This is a genomic window from Streptococcus pluranimalium (genome assembly GCF_002953735.1).
GTDB classification, from domain to species: Bacteria; Bacillota; Bacilli; order Lactobacillales; family Streptococcaceae; genus Streptococcus; species Streptococcus pluranimalium.
Map to the genome: position 1 here is coordinate 1,563,662 of NZ_CP025536.1, position 18,428 is coordinate 1,582,089.

Consider the following 18,428-nt stretch of genomic DNA (forward strand, 5'->3'; position numbering starts at 1 on the left):
AGTAGAGCATCAGCCTAAAGACTTACAAAAAAAGTATTTCTAATATGAAATACTAGAAATACCTGATTTGAATCATCATATTGATTTGTTACTAAATTACTGAAGAATAATGACCTTATTAGTCAGTAGTTTCTGGTTGGCTGTTTGCATCACCTGTTGCTTCCGTTGAATGGTTGGAACTAGAAGAACTACTTGATGAAGAGGTCTGATTACTACTATCCGTATCTATCTCCTCAGAAGATGATGACGGTTGCGTCGATGATGGTTCAGGAGTTGTTAGATATAATGTTACCGTTTCTCCAGATGAGAGTTCAACAGACGTCCCTGCATATGGGTATTGTGCATAAACCGTTGCCGATGACGACGGTTGATCTGAATCTGTCTGAATCTGAGAAGCTTTAAATCCTAGGTCTAATAAAGCATTCTTGGCATCTGCATAACTGTAACCAACCAAAGTTGGTATTGTTACTGTTGAAGCTGTTGCTACTTCAAAAATAATCTTATCATTACCTGAAGGGTTAAAATCTTCGCCAGCTTCTGGAGTCTGACTAACAATTTCTCCCGGTTCATACTGATTATTTGTAACTTCTTTTTTGACAATTTGATTTTTAGACAAACCATAATTTTCCGTCAAATCACTAACAGCATCCCTATATGACATCCCGGTATAATCTGTCATAACAAAGCGTTTAGAACCTTTTGAAACTAGTAAATCAACTTCGCTTCCCTCTTTTTGAGTGGTTCCTGATTTCGGTGTTGTTGAAATGACCTTTCCTTCCTCAACACTGTCACTTTCTTTACGAGAAACAGCTCCTACAGTCAAACCAGCCTCTTCTAGAGTGGCTTGAGCTTCTTGGATTGTTTGCCCTGAGACATCAGGAACTGTTGCACTATCATTGCTACTTGACATAAAGAAGAATGCAAAACCGGCTAGTAATAAAACGAGGGCCAAAATGAAAAATCGGAATAGACGTTGCCAAAAAGGTTTCTTAGACTTTTTAGATGACGGCGGTGTAGAGGCGTCTTTTTTAGAAGCTTCCTTTTCTTTAGGCACTTCAACACTATCCGAAGCAACTGCTGCTTTAGGTGCCTCTTTAACAGGTGAAGGCTCAATTTTAGGTAATGTCTTAGTATCTGTTGTATCTTGAAAAACTAACTTTGATTCTCTAGCACGGCGCGAATCTAGGGATGTCCCTAAATCTTGATACATATCTGTCGTTGATACATAGCGATCTCCGAGCTTTTTAGCAGTTGCTTTGATAACAACATTCTCCAAAGCTTGTGGAACATTTCGATTTTCAAAAATAATCGATGGCAAAGGTTTTTGAAAGTGTTGCAATGCAATCGTAACAGCACTATCACCATCAAATGGGATATGACAAGTCAACATTTCAAACAACATGATACCCATAGCATAAATATCACTTTGTATCGTTGCTTTAGAGCCTCGTGCTTGCTCTGGTGACAAGTAATGAACACTTCCTAACATCGAATTTGTCTGTGTCAAACTTGTCTCTGCAAAGGCTACAGCAATCCCAAAATCAGTTACCTTAGCTACTCCGTCTTTTGTCAAAAGAACATTCTGTGGTTTCAAGTCACGATGAACAATTCCTTTTTGATGAGCCAGCTGCATAGCTGATAACACCTCACTCATGATACGAACTGTCTCAGTATTAGAAAGAGGTGCATGATCTTGAATATACTTCTTTAAATCTGAACCATTAACGTATTCCATGGCAAGGAATTGTTGTCCATCTTCTTCGCCGATATCTCTGATAGCTACAATGTTAGGATGATTTAATTCAGCCATCGCACGCGCTTCTCTCTGGAAACGCGCGACTGCAATTTGATCTGTTTGATAATTGGTTCGAAGCACCTTAATCGCTACTTCTTCATTATCCAAAATCAAATCATGTGCCAAATAAACATCAGCCATGCCACCGCGACCGATAGATTTTAAAATACGATAACGCCCAGCAAATAATTTGCCGATTTGGATCATTAAGCATCCTCCTCGTTATAAGCAACCAAGACAACGGTAATGTTATCAAGACCACCTGCTTCATTTGCCGCCTCGACCAAGTTTTCTACCTTCTCTTGAAGCATCTTATCTGATAAGATAATCTCTAATTTATCTTGACGATTTACCATGTTGGATAAACCATCACTATTAACTAAGATAAAATCACCTGATTGAAGAGGTTGGATTCCAAGATCGATGTCTAGTGGGCTAGCCTGTCCGATAGATTGAGTAATAATATTCTTTTGTGGATGGACTGCTGCTTCTTCTTCTGTTAGTTGACCAGCTTTTACCAATTCGTTAACCAAAGAGTGATCACTTGTTAATTGTGTATACTCTCCATCACGAATTAAGGCTATGCGAGAATCACCAACATGAGCATATAACACAACATCTTGAACAAAAGCTAAAACTTCAATTGTTGTTCCCATTCCACTGAACTCTTCTGTAGCACCTAATGCATGAATCTTTTGATTCTCTGCTTCAATTGCTACTAACATCCAGTCGCGGATTTGCTCAAGATCAGTATAATCGGTATCTGCCCATTGACTACCTAGATCTGTAACAGCCATCTCACTAGCAATATTTCCAGCGCGATGCCCACCCATGCCGTCAGCTAAAACGACAAGTGTCACATCGCTCTGATTTTTGTATTGATTTACAAAATCTTGATTATTGGAACGTTTCCTTCCAATATCAGTTAAAAGTGAAATTTCTATCATCTATATGCCTTTCTGACGAATGCCAGCTTTCCTCCTACTAAGTCACTAGGCTTTTTTACGCAATTTTGCAATAAAGAAACCATCGGTATGATATTGTTCCGGCGTAATTAACAAACAGCCATCCACTATAATATCTTTCTTATCGTGATCTAAAGCTACTTGCTCAAAATCAGGATGACTAGCCAAAAAAGCCTTAATAACTTCTTGGTTTTCTTCTCTGAAAATAGTGCAAGTACTATAGGTCATTATACCACCTTTACGCAAGGTTTGACAAACACTAGACAGAATCTCTAATTGAACTGCCTGCAAACTAACAAAATCCAGACTATCCTTATTGTATTTAATATCTGGTTTTCGACGGATGAGACCAATCCCTGAACAAGGTGCGTCAACTAAAATTTTATCAAAACTTTCTACTGGAAAGGCCTTTGCAACTTCTCTAGCATCCAATTGTTTGGTTTCAATCTTATCAGCTAGTCCAAGTCTTTTTGCATTTTCTTGAATCAGTGCCAATTTATGATCATATAAATCTAGCGCAGTAATTTTCCCAGACGATAAATAAGAAGCCATGTGTACTGTCTTGCCACCAGGAGCAGCGCAGGCATCTAAAATCAATTCTGGACCTTTAATATCAAGGGTCGGAGCTACTAATTGACTGGTCTCATCTTGAATAGTAATAGCACCATTTTGAAAAGCAAGGCTTGAAGCAAAATGTCCTGATGATTTGGTCAAGCCAACTGGTGATAAGGACGAATAATCTGCCTGGAAATTTTCCTTGAATTCTTCAAGTCGATGAGGTTCTGTCACACGGATACTCGCCTTATTCCGCTCAAAGAGACTGGCAAAGATTTTTTCTGCTCGCTCTTGACCATATTGTTTGATGAGTTTTTTTACTAACCAGACTGGAAGGGAATATTTAATAGAATAACGTTTATTAACACGCTTAATAGTGTCAATATTTGGTAAATCAACTGAGGTTACTTTACGAAGAACAGCATTGATTAATTTCTCAGCTCCTCTATTGTTACCACGATTTTTAGCGATAGCAACCGCATCATTAACGACCGCATGAGCAGGTAACTTATCCAGATAAATCAGCTGATAAGCACTAAGCATGAGCAAGTCATAAACCCAAGGATCCAATTTATCTCTATCTTCGATAAAATGCGCCAAATACCATTCTAGGGTGATTTTACGTGCAACAGTCCCATAGACAATCTCCGTAATCAATCCCTTGTCTCTATCATCATAGTGACGATTATTAAGTAAGCTATTGAGAGCAATATTTGAATAAGCTTCTTCGTGAAAGACTTTCTCTAGGGCAATTAAGGCGCCTCCACGCGCCATTTTTTTCCAATCATTCGCCAAAGCTATCACCAACTTCTAAATCACGTCCAAGACCATTGAGAAAATCTGAAATAGCCATCTGTGGTTTTCCAAAAGGTTGGACACGTTTGAGGGAGAGAGCACCGTTACCTGTTGCCACAACAAGAGTTTTTTTGGTCTTTTCAATAATGTAACCCGGCTGTCCTTGTCCATCAACGCGTTCAACTTCATAAATCTTGAAACGTTTACCATTCCAAAGAGTATGAGCAATAGGCCATGGATTTAAACCACGGATAAGATTGAAAATCTCTTGATTAGATTTGGTCCAATCAATGCGCTCTTCCTCAGATGAAATATTCGGTGAGAAAGTAACCTGAGTCTCATCTTGTGGTTCTGGTTCAATATTACCAGCGATATAGTCTGGCAAGGTCTTCAAGAGCAGATCACGTCCAAGAATGGCTAATTTTTCAAACATGGTTCCCAAATTATCCTCATCAGTGATAGGAATGGCAGCCTTAGCAATCATATCCCCCGCATCCATTTGACGAACCATTTCCATGATGGTAATCCCTGCTTCCTTATCACCATTGATAATAGCGTATTGAATAGGAGCTCCACCACGGTACTTAGGTAACAAAGACCCATGAACGTTAACAGCAAAATCAACCGAGTCTAGAAGTTTTCCTGGTAAAAATTGTCCAAAAGCCGCTGTCACAATACCATCTGCACCAAGAGCCATAATATCTGACATCTCTTGACTGCCAGATAACTTTTCTGGCTGATAAACTGGAAGGTTATGTTCTAAAGCAACTTCTTTTACCGGAGTCATTTTAATTTCTTTTTTACGACCAACAGCACGGTCAGGCTGAGTGACAACAGCTAAAATGTCATATGAACCATCAGCGATGATTCCTTTTAAAACAGTTGCTGCTAAATCAGGGGTTCCCATGAAAATTAATTTTGATTTTGTCATATTGTTTCACTTCTACTTTCTGATAATCCTACTTATTTTACCATAAATCCAATAAAAATGAGATTAGGCAGTAGCCTCTGTTCTTCAATCATCATTAAGAAAATGGGCTATCAAATCTATTTTTTGAATGATCAATTTTTAAGACGACGCATGGTAGGCTAACATTGCTTACAGGACTTCGTAAAAAAACCATACGTCTGTTGTCACCTACATAAACATTTCTAACTTGAAGGACTATTTGAATATCTTTCACATAAACAAGTTCTGTAATCTCTCACATCATATTTTGCGGTTCATTATCAATAGTCACACGAAGTTGCTTATTTTCTGGTTTTTGGGTCCATTCTAAAAGAGCATTTAGTGCTGTTTCTAGTTGTTCCTCAAAGCGATACTTGATGATAATCTGATAATGAAATGTATTATGGGTTCTAGCGATCGGTTTAGGTGTTGGTCCTAAGAACCTGACATTGTCTGACAGATGACCTTTTAAACCTTTGAAAACATCGTAAGCTTTACGAACGGCTTCTTGTTCCTCCTGGTGAGATAAAGTAATACCCACTGTGTAATAGTAGGGTGGATAGCCCATCTTCTGACGAATCTTCATTTCATAGGCATAAAAACCTTCAAAATCTTGTTTCTGAGCAAAACGGATAGCATAATGATCAGGATTATAAGTCTGCACTAAAACTTCGCCTGCTTTATCAGCTCTGCCAGCCCGCCCAGCTACCTGCGTTAAGAGCTGAAAAGTTCGCTCACTTGCCCTAAAATCCGGTAGGTTAAGTGAAGTGTCAGCATTTAATACCCCAACCAAAGTGACATTCGGAAAATCCAAGCCCTTTGCAATCATCTGTGTCCCCAAGAGGATATCAGCTTCATGATTCCCAAAGGCTTTAAGAAGGTTTTCGTGGGCTCCCTTGCGACGAGTCGTGTCCACATCCATTCGTAGGATCCTGGCTTTTGGCAAGAGTTCTTGTAATTCATCAAAGGCCTTCTGAGTCCCTGTACCGTAGTAACGAATGCTCTTACTCTGACAGGACGGGCATTCCCGAGGAATAACCTTTTGAAAATCACAATAATGGCACTTCATAGTTTTGGTATCCATATGAAGAGTCAAAGAAATATCACAATTAGGGCATTCATCTACGTAACCACACTCACGGCACATAACAAAACTAGAATAACCGCGTCGGTTGAGCATAAGAACAACTTGCTCTTGTTTATCTAGCTTTTCTTGGATTTTTTCAATTAATGCAGGTGTAAAATTGCTGGTTTCCTGTTGACCAATATAATCTCTGAAATCAACAACGTCAACCTTAGGAATTCTGGCATTAGGATTAGCTCTCTCAGTAAGTTCTAAAAAGTGATAGACACCTTTACTTGCTCGAGCCCTCGTTTCAATAGCAGGCGTTGCTGAACCTAGCACTAAGGCTGCTCTGTGAGTTTTAGATCTTAATAGCGCCACATCTCTGGCGTGGTAACGAGGATTAGATTCCTGTTTATAGGTAGCTTCATGCTCTTCATCGATAATAATAGCACCGATATGATCAAGTGGTACAAAAATAGCTGACCTTGCTCCAACCACAACCTTGGCTTGCCCGGATTTTATTTTTCGCCATTCATCAAATTTCTCACCATCAGAAAGTCCCGAATGCATGATAGCCACTTGCTCACCAAATCGAGAAATAAAGCGATTGGTCATCTGTGGAGTCAAGGAGATTTCGGGAACAAGAACAATAGCTGTCTTTCCCATTTTTAAAACACGATCAATCACATGCAAATAAACTTCCGTTTTCCCAGAACCTGTAATCCCTTCTAGGAGAAAAGGCTTTGTATCTTCTTGACCGATAGCTTGTGAAATAGCATCAACAGCCTGAGCTTGCTGGTCATTTAAGGCAAGAAAATGACTGCTTTCAACCGACTCAAAATAAGCTGCTGATCGCTGCACTACTTCTTGACGTTCGATGAGAGCACCTTTTTGAATGAAATAATTGACCACATCTCTTGAATATTGTTTATTAAGGTCACTAGCTTTTATAGAAAAAGAATCGTCTTGTGCTAATAACCAAGCTTTAGCTTCCTGACGCTTTTTGGCTCGTTTAGAAATGTCCAAGTCAGCCAAAACCGACTTATCCAAATCTAAGAATTTTTCAGTCTTGACCTTCTTTTTATCACGAGCTAGGTAATCCACTCGTATACGTTTAGCTGCAATGAGACGATTAACCTGTTTTCGTTTGTTTTCTGGAATATCTGAATAAGAAAGACTCTCACATCTTCCAAAAATAGTTTCTTTATCACGATGTGATAATTCCTCACTTGGCTGAAGACGCTTATCATATTGCGAGTTGAGAAGGCTGGGAATCATGCTTTTAAGCAATGTGATTTTATAAGAAAAGACAGCCTTTCGCATAACATCTGCTAACCGTAATTGTTCTGGATTCAAAACAGGTTCCAAATCTAGCAAGTCTGCAATAGATTTTAACTCTTGAGGATCAGCATTGTTTTCTAGCGAAACGACAAAACCTTGCAAAAGTCTATTACCTTTTCCAAAAGGCACATGGACTCTTGAGCCAACTTGTATTAGCTCTTCAAACATTTCTGGCACTGAATAGGTGAACGGTTTATCCGTTTGCATCAAGGGCACATCAACAATAATTTGAGCTTGCATAGGTCTCCTTTTGAACTAAGCGATAGTGAATAATCGGATTGTTAGTATTCCTCTGAAAATTGAAAAAAGCTAAGATTGCAATCAACCTTAGACTTTTTGTCCCTCTTCTTGTTCTTCTTTTGCGATTTGTTCTTTAATTTTGCGTTCTTCCTCTTCTTTAGCAAGACGCTCCACTTCTGCTTTTCGACGAACAGATTCACGTTTTGCGACTGGATCTGGATGGATGGTTACATAGCCAGCTTCAATCTCTTCCAAAGCACGAAGTGTTGATTTTTCAGATTTGAATTCTTTAGTTGCTTTGGCACCAGCTTCTAATTCATGGGCACGTTTAGCTTGTAAAATAACCAAAGAGTATTTTGAAGGCACTTTATCCAATAATTTATCAATCGAAGGTTTTAACATCATAAGCGTTTTATCTCTTTTCTAAATCCTATTTACTTGCACTTGTTTTCGCAATCATCTTATCATAGCGACCAATGACACGTTCTACACGGAAATGTTCTGCTTCTATGATACGCTTAACCCGTTCCGCAGCGAGTGGCACTTCATCGTTAACAACGGCATAATCATACTCTCGCATCAAGGCAATCTCTTCGCGAGCACGATCAATACGGCGAGCAATGACTTCTTGACTATCTGTTCCACGACCAACTAAACGACCTTCCAATTCTTCCAAATCTGGAGGTGTTAAGAAAATAAAGACGCCATCTGGCACTTTTTGTTTGACTTGAATAGCTCCTTGAACTTCAATTTCAAGAAAAACATCAATTCCCTTATCTAAAGTTTCATTAACATAGGTTAGTGGTGTCCCGTAATAGTTACCAACATACTCCGCATACTCTAACATTTGCCCTTGACGAATAAGTTCTTCAAACTCTTCACGGGTTCTAAAGAAATAATCAACACCATCAACTTCGCCGGGTCTTTGAGGACGTGTCGTCATTGACACTGAGTATTCAAATTTGTGATCTGGTGTCGAAAAAATCTCTTGTCTAACTGTTCCTTTTCCAACACCTGATGGTCCTGAAAAGACAATTAACAAACCACGTTCAGACATCATGTTCTCCTTAGAAGTATTTTCTATCTATTATACCAAATAGGTAAGATATTTCAAGTTAATTGAACAGCTTTTCCAATTGGTCAGCCATACGAAAAAGAGAGGTTTTCCCTCTCTTTTATACTATTTGGCGTAATCAATAGCACGGAACTCACGGATAACCGTAACCTTGATATTACCTGGATAATCCAAATTATTTTCAATTTTTTCTCTTACTTTATGCGACAAAATCGTCACCTGATCATCGCTTAGCTTCTTAGGATGAACCATAATACGAATTTCACGACCAGCTTGAAGAGCGAAACTATTTTGAACACCATCAAAGCTTGAAGCAATCTCTTCTAAGTCACGTAAACGTTTGATGTAGTTCTCCATTGACTCATTACGAGCACCTGGTCGAGCTGAACTAAGGGCATCTGCCGCAGCAACTAGGACTGCAATCACACTATCTGGCTCTACATCACCGTGATGGCTGGCAATAGTATTGACAACAACTGGGTTTTCTTTATATTTACGAGCAAACTCAGTTCCAATCTCAACGTGACTACCTTCTACTTCTCGGTCAATAGCCTTACCCATATCATGCAAGAAGCCTGCACGACGAGCAAGTGAAACATTTTCACCCAATTCACCTGCCATGATACCAGCTAGCTTACCAACTTCAACAGAGTGGCGAAGGACATTTTGTCCAAAGGATGTTCTAAACTGCAATCGTCCCATAATCTTGATAAGATCTGGATGAAGATTAGGAGCGCCAATTTCATAGGCAGCCTCTTCACCATATTCACGGATACGATTATCTAATTCTTGACGATTCTTTTCAACCAGCTCTTCGATACGAGCAGGATGAATACGACCATCTGAAATCAAAGCTTCCAAAGTCATGCGAGCAATTTCACGACGGATTGGATCAAAGCCAGAGAGAACAACCACTTCAGGTGTGTCATCAATAATGATATCAATCCCTGTTAGACTTTCGAGTGTGCGGATATTACGTCCTTCACGCCCAATAATGCGTCCCTTCATACTATCATCTGGCAAGTGAACTGTTGTAATGGTTTGTTCAGTAACGTACTCACCAGCCATACGCTGCATCGCTTGCGACAACAAGTCTTTTGCCATTTTATCAGACTTATCTTTGATTTCTTGTTCCGATTCGCGAATCTTAGTTGCAATTTCTTGCGTTAACTTAGATTCTGTTTCCATCAAAATGACTTCACGTGCTTCAGCGATAGTCATATGTCCTACACGCTCCAACTCTTCACGTTTCTCATCTTCTAATTTACTGATTTGATTTTCACGTTCATCGATATGTTTAGATTTATCAAAAAGGCTTTGCTCTTTAGATTCGAGTGTTTTTTCTTTTGTAGCTAAATTCTCATCCTTGCGGTCAAGTGAATAAGCTCGTTCTGTTAAACGATTTTCTCTTTCTTTCAGCTCTTGTTTATCAGCTTTAAATTCCTGATCAACTTCTTCTCGATATTTTCTAGCTTCTTCTTTTGCTTCTAGGAGAAGTTCTTTTTGATGAGCAATGCTTTCTCTTTCAGCTGCTTGACGAATGGCTTGAGCTTCCATTTCTGCTTTCCCTCGCAAATTAACAGCATCCTGTTCAGCATTCAATAATGTCAATTCCGCTGCTTCTGTTGAAGACTTCATCTTCATCGTCATGATAGCGTAACCAACAGCTAAACCAATGAGGGCAAAAATCAATGTTATAATAACTTGCAACATCTTATTTACCTCAAAATTCTAAGGTTTCAATCTAGTCAAAACCACTTTTAAGTCTATCATATTTTAAGACTTTATACAATGAAAAATTAGAAGGATTTAACCATCTTATTGCCATAATCATTGCTTTAAGATGAGTAAACTGTTTAAGACTAGCAAGATTTCTGAACTAAGAAAAGTAAGAGAAGATTAATAGCCTTCATCGCAAAAATCTCTCAGTAAGCATTCGCACAGCTCGATGATAAGTCTTTACCCTTATTCTCAGATTTACAGAAGGAATAGCCGCTATTTTTGTCATAAGTGATCTTCAGATAACTTATGAAACCACACTAAAATCTTGTGCTAACGCAAACTAGAATGCTTCATTAACGGCTCTCTCTTAGTATTTATGGTATGATAATCTTAGAAAAAAATGGAGGCGCTTATGTCAAAAGAAGTTATTGTTGAAAGTTTTGAATTAGATCATACTATCGTTAAGGCACCTTACGTACGTCTTATCTCTGAAGAATCCGGTCCTATTGGGGATATCATTACTAACTTTGATATTCGACTTGTTCAACCGAATGAAGATTCCATTCCAACTGCTGGCTTACATACTATTGAACATCTACTAGCCAAGCTTATCCGTGAGCGTATTGATGGACTCATCGACTGTTCTCCTTTTGGATGTCGTACTGGATTCCACATGATTATGTGGGGAAAACAAGACGCAACAGAAATTGCTAGTGTCATCAAATCTTCCCTTCAAGAAATTGCGAATGTCACCTCATGGGAAGATGTGCCAGGCACAACTATTGAATCATGTGGAAATTATAAGGATCATAGTTTATTTTCTGCCAAAGAATGGGCAAAACTAATTCTAGAAAAAGGAATTTCAGATGATCCCTTCACACGTCATATCGTCTAAAACAAAAAAGAGGAAAAATCCTCTTTTTTTAATAATCTAAAGCATCAGCGTTACCAGGCTTATTACCAACAAAGTAACCAGTTTTAGCATTGATTGAGAACAAATAAGTTCCATCAGGTTTAAACATATTGTAGTAACCATTGCCATTAATAATATTAACACGCTCAAGGATATAGTTATTCCCTGAAATATTTCCACGCGCCTGAGCTTTTCCAACAACCGTTTCTAAAATACCAGGAGCAAAGTTCCATGCAGCATTTCCAGAATCTGCGATAGCTGTGTTATTATAAGGAACACGACTAAGATGTCTCTGAAGACTACTACTATCATAATTCGAGATTCCATAAGAAGATGTCGTTGGTGCAGTCGGAGCTGGGGCTACTGACTGACTAGCCGGAGCTGGGTTAGCATTTTGACTTTCCGTTTGAGAAGCAGCCGCAGCTTCTTCAGCTGCTTTTGAAGCACTTTCACTAGCTGCAATACTTGATTGGCGACTAGCTTCTGCTTCTGAAGAACTGCTGTCTTTAATACCTTTCAATTCATCTCGACCTTTTTTAACTGCTTTTTGTAAGAGATTATCTAACGTAGCATTTCCTGTGTTTAACGTTTCAACTGATAAGTCATCAAAGTTAGCATCTGCCTTAGGTTTCGCCGAATCGACTAATTCTCCATCAACAATAACATCTTTGTCAAACTTCGCATTGACAGCCTGAATACCATCAATTTGCTCTTTTAAGTTATCATATTTTTCCTTGGCAGCGTCATAGAATTTTGTACCTTCTAATTTTTTAAGGGCTGCTTCTAACTCAGGAAGTTTTCCAAATTCACTATTTTTAAGTTTAAGCGCCTTGTCATCAATGAAGAAACCATCATACATCTTGCTAAAGGCTTCATTATCTTTAATAGCCTGTGCTGATGCATTTTTCCCAGATGAATCCAAAGGTTTATGGTTGCTGCTTGATGCCTTTGAAGAACTTGGACTTGTCTCTTTTTTATTGAAGTGATTCACAGCAAAGACCGTTCCAAAAATGGCTAAAAGGAGTGCTAATAAACCTAAGAAGATAGGTAATTTCCTCTTATAGAACGGCTTATCATCCAAATCACTCGAATTTCTCAAAATAGAATCATCTTCAGCTTCCTCCGACAAAGTAATCCCCTCTTGTTCGTCAGTCTTAGCATTATTTGAATTTTGCGCCACAACGGTTGCTGCTGTAGTATCTGTACTAGTAGTTACATCCGTTATAGCAGCTTCTGATGCCACCGCTCCATTTTCAACTTCTTCTCGTTGCTTTTTGATAAAGTCATCCAAAGTGGCCGTATCCAACTCTTCCAAATTAACTTCTCTAGTTTCAAATTTTTGAGAAGCTACTTCTTCACGATGTTGCTTAATGTATTTATCTAAGATGCTGTCTTCGTCTGTTACACCAGCTTTAATCTCAGCATCTTTTCTGACAGCCTCACCAATGGTTAAATCTTTTGCTTTGTCAAAGTCTAAGTTGTCATTTTCTTTACTCATACAAGTCCTCTCTAATTAGCCTCTTGACGTTTAACACGTTGGCCAAAATATTGATACAAATCAACTTTCAAAGTACCATTATATAATTTTCGTTTTTTATCAGCCTGACTACCGTATTTGGTTTCAAAAGCTTCATCACTGGTCAAAATAAATTTGCTCCATGTCTTTAGTGGTGCAAAGGTTTGACCCATTTCATTATACAAGATGTCGATAGCTTTGTCATCAAGGAGTCGCTCACCATAAGGTGGATTAGAAATGATAACACCGTTGATTTTATCGGTTTTTAGGTCTTGAAGACGCATTTGTTTCAATTTGATAACATCTGCAAGTCCAACCTCTTCTGCATTCTTTTTAGCGATTTCAACCATTCGGCCATCAATATCAAAACCTGAAATGTCCAGTTCAATATCATAATTAGCTTCTGATTCTGCCTCATCTCTCATCTCTTGGACCAAATCCTTAGATACCCAGGACCAGCTTTCAAAAGCAAATGTTCTATTAAAGCCTGGCGCGATATTCATACCAATCATCGCAGCTTCTATGCAAAATGTTCCTGATCCACAGGTCGGGTCTATCAAAGGCTTATCTGGGTACCAATTACTGAGCATAAGGATAGCTGCTGCCATATTTTCTTTAATCGGAGCACCACCTTTTTCAACACGATAACCACGTTTGAAAAGGCTAGAACCTGTCGTATCAATCATAATCGTTGCCACGTCTTTCAAGATCGAAACTTCAATTTTATATTCAGGTCCATTTTCCATCAAAGGAACACCTTCTGGGCGATGGTAAATCTTTTGCAGTTTTTTAACAACTGCTTTTTTAGTAATCGCTTGAACACTTGGTTCATTATGCAACTTTGATTTAACACACTTTGCCTTCGAAATGGGGAAGGTCGATCCTAAAGGCAAATAATTATCCCAATCTAGAGAAAAGACACCTTGGAATAACTCTTCAAAGGTTTTAGCTGGAAATTTTCCAACAACAATTTTGATACGGTCAGCCGCACGGAGCCATAAATTTGTCTTGATAATAGTTTTAACGTCACCTTGAAAACGGACTTTACCATTTTCAACTTGGCACTCAATCCCCAAGTCTCTGATTTCACGTCCTACGACCGCTTCAAGTCCAGCTGCTGCTGTGGCGATTAATTCAAATCTTTCTTTCATTAGTACTTCTTTCACTTTTTACTGTTAAATAAAAGCTAGCCTAAGCTAGCTAAACCTATTATGTAATTTTCTATAAGCCATGTTTTGTTCAGAAGTTGACTAGGAACCAACTTCCTCGATAATCATCTGTCTACTGCTGTTGCAGTCAAGATAGTTCTGTTCGTCTTCCAGCTATCTCATGCCCCGACCAAAGTTTGGGTTGCTAGCTTGAGGGGTTTACCGCGTTCCACTTTCTAGGTTTCCCTAGAAACTTCGTCACTGTGGCACTTTCAAGGTTACTTTGGCATATCAAGGACTTAGCCATTTTACCTGCCGTAACGTATCATCATACGTCCCTAGGCTTATTTTTTCGCCTAGCACAAACACTACCGGCATCACAGCCAGTGCTAGCATGGACTTTCCTCATAGTATCAAAATACTACGCGATTATCCGAAAATCACACAGGAATATATTATTCCGTAATTTGTTTACCAAAAACTTCTTTTTCCAAACGACTAATACGCTTCAAAATATCAAAGTTAGTCACAGGACTTTCTGATAACTGTTGAATACTATCTGAAGTTCTCTGACCAAAGTTGACACCAGCTCTACTTGCTTGTGGCTGAGCTGTAACTTTTTTCAGACGTGCCTTCAATTGTTCGTTTTCTGCTTGAAGATCTTCGATCATGCTCGCATAGGCTTCATAGTCTTTAATAACATCATCTAAAAACTCATCAACTTCTCGCTGATCATAGCCTCGCATTACTTTTTTAAATTCTTTTTCAAAGATTTTTTTAGGGGTATTGATAATACTGGTCATTCTCTTGTCTCCAACACTCGTCATTCTATTGATACGATAATCATTTAATCATAAAATATCATACAGAAAATAGAATTAAAAAGCAAGCATTTCCCTCTATCATCAAGCTATTTGTTACTCATTTTCCATAGCAATGTCATTTAAGTCATCAAACCGTAATTGAGTGACTTTATAATCGGATTCCAGTATCATATTGTACAGGTATTTCAAATTTGTTTCATTGTCAGCATCATAAAATAAATAGGCTTGGTCTGTATTCGCAATTAAAAATTGATGATATTGCTTCAATTGTCCGGGATTTTCATAAGCCTCAAAACTATATTTTACAAAATCAACTTGTTTAAAAGTAGCTAGTTTAGTTTGATTAGCTTCGTTCCAATCTTCTCCTTGATTGGCAAAACAGAATATTGTTGCTAGCTTTAAATTATAATCGTCTTTCATCTCATTAGCAACTTCTAACACCCAAAATTCAAAGCCTAAATTGCCTGTAAAAACAAGCCATTCCAATCCTTCTGAACAGAATCGTTCTAAGTCTCTCCTGATAGCTTTTTTAATGATTAAAATACGTTCATCATTTTCCTTAAAAATTCCTAAATCAAAGCTGCGATAACCAGACACTAAAAGAGTGGTCATAATTTTGTTGTCCTCTCAAAAATATGATATAATGGTACGTGTTTATCTTACCATTATTTGAAATACTTTAGGAGAAATATGGTTAATTATCCTCATGGGATTGCTAAAAAAACACGACAAGTCTCTCCTTTAAAAAAGGAGTCTACAATCAACTTTGCCAATCGAGGGATGTCTTTTGAGTCGGCTATCAATGCTACCAATGACTACTATCTAGCCCATGGTATTGCGGTTATCCACAAAAAACCGACACCTATACAAATTGTTAAAGTTGATTATCCTAAAAGGAGTCGGGCAAAGATTGTCGAAGCTTATTTTAGACAGGCATCAACAACGGATTATTCTGGTGTTTATAATGGTCATTACATTGACTTTGAAGCTAAAGAAACCCGGCAGAAAACGGCTATGCCTTTGAAAAATTTTCACGATCATCAAATTGATCATATGAAACGCGTCATTGATCAGAAAGGTATTTGCTTTGTTTTAATGCATTTTTCAACCTTAAAACAAACTTACTATTTGCCAGCTCAACACTTGATAGATTTTTATCAAGTTGAGAGTGGTAAGAGGTCCATGCCTTTGACTTTTATTCAACAACACGGTTTTGCTATAACCTTAGCAAGCTTTCCTCAAGTTCCATATCTTGATATTATTGAACAACATTTTTTAGGTGGAATATAAAATGAATTACATTTCAAAAATCGCCAAATATATCCTTTTAGCAATGGCTGGACTAGCTATTTTAGGAGTCGTTATTGGTGGTCTCCTCTTTACTTTTTATGCTAGTACAGCACCCAAATTATCTGAAGCTAAGTTAAAATCAACAACTTCTAGTCTTATTTTTGATAGCGAAAATAATCTCATCGCTGACTTAGGAGCTGAAAAGCGTGAAAACGTAACAGCTGATAACATTCCACTTGATTTGGTCAATGCTATCACTTCTATTGAAGACCATCGTTTTTTTGAACATCGTGGTATTGATATTTACCGTATCCTAGGAGCAGCTTGGAACAACTTAACAAGTAACACGACACAGGGTGGCTCAACTCTCGATCAGCAACTTATCAAGTTAGCCTACTTTTCTACCAACAAGTCTGACCAAAACCTAAAGCGTAAAGCGCAAGAGGGCTGGTTAGCCTATAAAATGGAAAAAGAGTATACAAAAGAAGAAATCCTAACATTCTATATCAATAAAGTATATATGGGGAATGGTAACTATGGGATGTTAACAGCTGCCAAGTCATACTTTGGAAAAGATTTAAAAGACTTGTCCATTGCTCAAGTAGCTCTATTAGCTGGAATCCCCCAAGCTCCTAGCCAATACGATCCTTATACTAATCCCGAAACAGCTAAACACCGTCGAGACACTGTTCTATCAGAGATGTATGAATTGAAAAAAATTACTAAAGAACAGTATGACACTGCTATCGCAACACCTATTAATGATGGTTTAAACGAACTTAAAAAAGAGGCTAGCTATGAGCCTTACTTCGATAACTATCTTAAAGAAGTTATCAATCAAGTTAAAGAGAAAACTGGAAAAGACGTCTATACAGCTGGCTTAAAAGTCTACACCAACGTTAATTCTGACTTCCAAAAATTCTTATGGGATATTTATAACACTGATACCTATGTGTACTATCCTGATGATAAATTCCAGGTAGCCTCAACTGTGATGGATGTTACAAACGGTAACGTTGTTGCACAATTGGGTGGTCGTAAACAAGAAAATGTTTCCCTCGGAACCAATCAGGCAGTTCTTACCGATCGCGATTGGGGGTCAACAATGAAACCAATTACCGATTACGCACCTGCTCTTGAAAACGACATCTACTCAGCTACTTCTGCAAATATTCAAGATAGTTACTACACATGGCCTGGAACGGACCAACAAGTCTATAACTGGGACCGTAAGTACTACGGTAATATGACTATTCAACGTGCTATCCAGGAGTCTCGTAATATTCCTGCTATCAGAGCACTTGAAGCAGTTGGCTTGAAAAACGCTCAAAACTTCCTCAAAGGTCTAGGGATTAATTATCCTGAATTGCATTATTCTAATGCTATCTCAAGTAATACAAGCAGTAATAGTCAAAAATACGGCGCAAGCAGTGAAAAAATGGCTGCTGCCTATGCAAGCTTTGCAAACGGTGGTACCTACTATGAGCCTATGTATATCAATCGTATTGAGTTTAACGATGGTACGAAAGAAGATTATGCTGCACCTGGCAAACGTGCAATGAAGGCTACCACCGCTTATATGATGACTGATATGATGAAGTCTGTACTCTCTTATGGTATAGGGACCAATGCCGCTATTAGTGGCCTATATCAAGCAGGTAAAACTGGAACTTCAAACTATGCTGATGATGAATTAGCTAAGATAGAAGCTGAAACTGGTATCTACAACAGCGTTGTCGGTACTATGGCCCCTGATGAAACTTTCGTCGGCTACACTAGCAAATATTCTATGGCAGTATGGACTGGTTATAGAAATCGTTTGACACCTTTATACGGTGGAATGCTTGACACAGCGACAGATATCTATCGAACAATGATGTCCTACATTACAGGGGGATACAGCGAAGATTGGATTATGCCTGACGGTCTTTATAGAAGTGGTAGTTACGTTTACCTCAGTGGCTATACTGGAAACACTAACCTAGGTAACTACAACTACAATACTTACGGTACCAATAATACTTTTGGAACCACTAATGGTAACTACCTTAACGAAAACAGCTCTAATAGCAGTTCTATCCCTTCTTCCTCTGATGCTACGGCTAATCCTGCTTCTGAATCTCAGAACGGAAACACCGATAAGGAAGATAGCCCTCAAACAGATAACCAATCAAATCCAAATCAAGGTGGAAATCCTGGAAACCAAGATAAGGACGACTAATCGCTTATAGTAC

General features: G+C 38.4%; 15 protein-coding genes and 1 other RNA gene. 3 read left to right on the forward strand and 13 right to left on the reverse strand.

The features are described from left to right. Positions 1 to 118: 118 nt before the first annotated feature. From pknB to C0J00_RS07990, 8 genes are all read right to left on the reverse strand, one after another. Positions 119 to 2,002, reverse strand: a complete 1,884-nt coding sequence (pknB, locus tag C0J00_RS07955) for a Stk1 family PASTA domain-containing Ser/Thr kinase (protein WP_104968362.1) — start codon at positions 2,000 to 2,002, stop codon at positions 119 to 121. Continuing rightward, positions 2,002 to 2,739: a Stp1/IreP family PP2C-type Ser/Thr phosphatase gene (locus C0J00_RS07960; RefSeq protein WP_104968867.1), complete on the reverse strand. Its 738-nt coding sequence runs from the start codon at positions 2,737 to 2,739 to the stop codon at positions 2,002 to 2,004. Before C0J00_RS07960 ends, pknB begins: the two co-directional genes overlap by 1 nt. 48 nt (positions 2,740 to 2,787) lie before the next feature. Continuing rightward, entirely contained in the window at positions 2,788 to 4,110 is a 1,323-nt protein-coding gene (gene rsmB / locus C0J00_RS07965; protein WP_104968363.1) for a 16S rRNA (cytosine(967)-C(5))-methyltransferase RsmB, read from the reverse strand. Then, on the reverse strand, positions 4,100 to 5,041 hold the full coding sequence (fmt, locus tag C0J00_RS07970) for a methionyl-tRNA formyltransferase (RefSeq protein WP_104968364.1): 942 nt from the start codon (positions 5,039 to 5,041) through the stop codon (positions 4,100 to 4,102). Before fmt ends, rsmB begins: the two co-directional genes overlap by 11 nt. Before the next feature lie 274 nt (positions 5,042 to 5,315). Next, positions 5,316 to 7,706 carry a primosomal protein N' gene (locus C0J00_RS07975; protein WP_104968365.1) on the reverse strand — a complete coding sequence of 797 codons (2,391 nt, stop codon included), beginning with the start codon at positions 7,704 to 7,706 and terminating at the stop codon, positions 5,316 to 5,318. 87 nt (positions 7,707 to 7,793) lie between these two features. Beyond that, positions 7,794 to 8,111: a DNA-directed RNA polymerase subunit omega gene (gene rpoZ, locus C0J00_RS07980; protein WP_018381389.1), complete on the reverse strand. Its 318-nt coding sequence runs from the start codon at positions 8,109 to 8,111 to the stop codon at positions 7,794 to 7,796. Between the two features lie 25 nt (positions 8,112 to 8,136). Next, complete coding sequence (gene gmk / locus C0J00_RS07985) at positions 8,137 to 8,763, reverse strand: guanylate kinase (protein WP_104968366.1); 627 nt, start codon at positions 8,761 to 8,763, stop codon at positions 8,137 to 8,139. A gap of 123 nt (positions 8,764 to 8,886) precedes the next feature. Beyond that, positions 8,887 to 10,494, reverse strand: coding sequence for a ribonuclease Y (locus C0J00_RS07990; RefSeq protein WP_104968367.1), 1,608 nt, complete (start codon positions 10,492 to 10,494; stop codon positions 8,887 to 8,889). Between the two features lie 421 nt (positions 10,495 to 10,915). Here C0J00_RS07990 and C0J00_RS07995 point away from each other — a divergent pair, with 421 nt between their 5' ends. Continuing rightward, entirely contained in the window at positions 10,916 to 11,398 is a 483-nt protein-coding gene (locus tag C0J00_RS07995; protein WP_104968368.1) for an S-ribosylhomocysteine lyase, read from the forward strand. Positions 11,399 to 11,426: 28 nt separating this feature from the next. Here the strand turns inward: C0J00_RS07995 and C0J00_RS08000 are convergent, their stop codons facing one another. The 5 genes from C0J00_RS08000 to C0J00_RS08020 form a co-directional block, all read right to left on the reverse strand. Further along, positions 11,427 to 12,914 (reverse strand): cell division site-positioning protein MapZ family protein, encoded by a 1,488-nt coding sequence (locus C0J00_RS08000; RefSeq protein ID WP_104968369.1) that lies wholly within the window; start codon positions 12,912 to 12,914, stop codon positions 11,427 to 11,429. A gap of 11 nt (positions 12,915 to 12,925) precedes the next feature. Further along, entirely contained in the window at positions 12,926 to 14,083 is a 1,158-nt protein-coding gene (locus C0J00_RS08005; protein WP_104968370.1) for a THUMP domain-containing class I SAM-dependent RNA methyltransferase, read from the reverse strand. 68 nt (positions 14,084 to 14,151) lie between these two features. After that, positions 14,152 to 14,521, reverse strand: an RNA gene (gene rnpB / locus C0J00_RS08010) — RNase P RNA component class B. Between the two features lie 14 nt (positions 14,522 to 14,535). Beyond that, complete coding sequence (gene gpsB / locus C0J00_RS08015; RefSeq protein ID WP_104968371.1) at positions 14,536 to 14,883, reverse strand: cell division regulator GpsB; 348 nt, start codon at positions 14,881 to 14,883, stop codon at positions 14,536 to 14,538. A 114-nt stretch (positions 14,884 to 14,997) separates the two neighbouring features. Beyond that, positions 14,998 to 15,516 (reverse strand): DUF1273 domain-containing protein, encoded by a 519-nt coding sequence (locus C0J00_RS08020; RefSeq protein ID WP_104968372.1) that lies wholly within the window; start codon positions 15,514 to 15,516, stop codon positions 14,998 to 15,000. A gap of 78 nt (positions 15,517 to 15,594) precedes the next feature. Here C0J00_RS08020 and recU point away from each other — a divergent pair, with 78 nt between their 5' ends. Together recU and pbp1a are read left to right on the forward strand one after the other, a co-directional pair. Then, positions 15,595 to 16,194, forward strand: coding sequence for a Holliday junction resolvase RecU (gene recU / locus C0J00_RS08025; RefSeq protein ID WP_104968373.1), 600 nt, complete (start codon positions 15,595 to 15,597; stop codon positions 16,192 to 16,194). A gap of 1 nt (position 16,195) precedes the next feature. Then, positions 16,196 to 18,415: a penicillin-binding protein PBP1A gene (gene pbp1a, locus C0J00_RS08030; RefSeq protein ID WP_104968374.1), complete on the forward strand. Its 2,220-nt coding sequence runs from the start codon at positions 16,196 to 16,198 to the stop codon at positions 18,413 to 18,415. Positions 18,416 to 18,428 lie beyond the last annotated feature (13 nt).

Excerpts from the sequence above, each read along its gene's own strand:
- gpsB (WP_104968371.1), bottom strand. The coding sequence starts at position 14,883 with ATGACCAGTATTATCAATACCCCTAAAAAAATCTTTGAAAAAGAATTT.
- gmk (WP_104968366.1), bottom strand. The coding sequence starts at position 8,763 with ATGTCTGAACGTGGTTTGTTAATTGTCTTTTCAGGACCATCAGGTGTT.
- rpoZ (WP_018381389.1), bottom strand. The coding sequence starts at position 8,111 with ATGATGTTAAAACCTTCGATTGATAAATTATTGGATAAAGTGCCTTCA.
- C0J00_RS07995 (WP_104968368.1), top strand. The coding sequence starts at position 10,916 with ATGTCAAAAGAAGTTATTGTTGAAAGTTTTGAATTAGATCATACTATC.
- fmt (WP_104968364.1), bottom strand. The coding sequence starts at position 5,041 with ATGACAAAATCAAAATTAATTTTCATGGGAACCCCTGATTTAGCAGCA.
- recU (WP_104968373.1), top strand. The coding sequence starts at position 15,595 with ATGGTTAATTATCCTCATGGGATTGCTAAAAAAACACGACAAGTCTCT.
- C0J00_RS08005 (WP_104968370.1), bottom strand. The coding sequence starts at position 14,083 with ATGAAAGAAAGATTTGAATTAATCGCCACAGCAGCAGCTGGACTTGAA.
- C0J00_RS08020 (WP_104968372.1), bottom strand. The coding sequence starts at position 15,516 with ATGACCACTCTTTTAGTGTCTGGTTATCGCAGCTTTGATTTAGGAATT.
- C0J00_RS07990 (WP_104968367.1), bottom strand. The coding sequence starts at position 10,494 with ATGTTGCAAGTTATTATAACATTGATTTTTGCCCTCATTGGTTTAGCT.
- C0J00_RS07975 (WP_104968365.1), bottom strand. The coding sequence starts at position 7,706 with ATGCAAGCTCAAATTATTGTTGATGTGCCCTTGATGCAAACGGATAAA.
- C0J00_RS08000 (WP_104968369.1), bottom strand. The coding sequence starts at position 12,914 with ATGAGTAAAGAAAATGACAACTTAGACTTTGACAAAGCAAAAGATTTA.
- pbp1a (WP_104968374.1), top strand. The coding sequence starts at position 16,196 with ATGAATTACATTTCAAAAATCGCCAAATATATCCTTTTAGCAATGGCT.
- pknB (WP_104968362.1), bottom strand. The coding sequence starts at position 2,002 with ATGATCCAAATCGGCAAATTATTTGCTGGGCGTTATCGTATTTTAAAA.